The sequence below is a fragment of the Streptomyces sp. NPDC031274 genome (assembly GCF_055570235.1).
In genome coordinates this window covers 1-1,635 of the sequence record NZ_JBVIHP010000177.1, presented here as the reverse complement: position 1 = coordinate 1,635, position 1,635 = coordinate 1, and the positions used below count along the sequence as shown (strand labels likewise).

At 72.7% G+C, this 1,635-nt stretch carries 2 protein-coding genes; both read right to left on the bottom strand.

Annotated features, from left to right (window positions below; genetic code table 11):
- Positions 1–539: response regulator (locus ACZ5CR_RS44730; protein ID WP_468869290.1), on the bottom strand; the 539-nt coding region annotated here is incomplete at its 3' end.
- On the bottom strand, positions 472–1,635 hold a 1,164-nt coding region (locus tag ACZ5CR_RS44725), incomplete at its 5' end, for a sensor histidine kinase (RefSeq protein ID WP_468869287.1). The genes ACZ5CR_RS44730 and ACZ5CR_RS44725, both read right to left, overlap by 68 nt.

The window sequence follows — 1,635 nt, the reverse complement described above, 5'->3', positions numbered from 1 at the left end:
GCGATCTCCGCGTTGGAGAGACCCCGGGCCAGCAGCCGCAGCGTCTCCTCCTCGCGGGCGGTGAGGACCGCGAGGCGTTCGGAGGGCGACATGGCAGGTGCGTCGGAGTCCGTGCGGCGGCGCCGGACCAGGTTCACAACCAGGCGCCGCGTCACGGACGGCGCGAGCAGGGAGTCCCCGGCTGCCACGACCCGCACCGCGTGCACCAGGTCGTCCCTGCGGACGTCCTTGAGCAGGAAGCCGCTCGCTCCCGCGTACAACGCCTCGTACACATACTCGTCGAGGTCGAACGTGGTCAGCATGACGACCCGGCAGCTGGACTGCGCGCACACCTGGCGGGCCGCCTCGATGCCGTCCATCCCCGGCATGCGGATGTCCAGGAGGATGACGTCCGGGGCATGTTGGCGCACGGCCGCCACCGCCTGCGCACCGTCACCCGCCTCCGCCACCACCTCGATGTCGGGCTGCGCCTCAAGGATCATGGAGAAGCCGCTGCGTACCAGCTCCTGATCGTCGGCGACCGCCACCCGGATGCTCATCCCCCAAGGATGCCGTGGGCAGCCGTACGGCGACACGGAATCCACCATCGGGTCCGTTCCCGGTCCCGGCGGTGCCACCGCAGGCGGCGGCGCGTTCATGGATGCCGACGAGGCCGTGCCCCGCGCCCTCCTGGGTGGCGGCCCCGTCTCCGTCATCCTGGATCCGCATCCTCAACTCGCCTGCGGTCCAGGTCAGGTGGACGGCCACTGCCGTGGCCCCCGCGTGCTTGACGCAATTGGTCAGTGCCTCCTGGACGATGCGGTACGCGGCCACCTCGACGTCGGGCGGCAGCGGGCGGGGCTCGCCTTCCTCCGCCAACTCGACGTGCAGGCCCGCCTGTTCGACCAGGGCGGCCAGCTCGGGGAGCGCCGCGAGGGTCGGCTGCGGGACCCGGCCGCCACCTGGGGTCGAGGGCTCTCTCAGTACGCCCAGGATCCGCCGCAGTTGCACCATCGCGTCGCGACCCGCACCGGCGATCGCGTCGAACGCCCCGACCGCACGGTCCGGATCGCTCCGGACGACCACGGGGCCCGCCTCCGCCTGGACCACCATCAGGCTCACCGCGTGGGCGAGGATGTCGTGCATGTCGCGGGCGATCCTCGACCGCTCCTGACCGACCGCCCGCGCCGTCTCGGCGGCGCGCTCCCGCTCCAGGCGTCGTGCCCGGTCCTCCAGGGCCGCGGTGTAGGCGCGCTGCACACGGGCGAAGGCCCCCAGGGCGTACGCACTGATGAGGCTGAGCAGGTGGAAGGGGTACTCGTACGGCTCGGCGTGCTCCTTGAAGGTCATGGTGACGGCGGCCCCCGCCAGCCAGCCGGCGAGCATGACGCGCCGTTTCAGCGGCGTGCTCAGGGCGGCCACGGTGTAGAGGGCGACCATCCCGCCGAAGCAGACGTCGGGCGGCGGCCGGTGGTAGAGCGCCATGCCGGGCGTGAAGACGGCGATCACGGCGGCACAGGCGAAGGGCGCGCGGCGCCGCCAGATCAGCGGTACCGCGGTCCCGGCGCCGAGGGCGAACCCGGCCGCGCTCAGCGGGTCGCCGCCCTCGTCGGGGAAGAGGAACTGGAGTGAGACGGCGAAGAGCACCACGGCGAC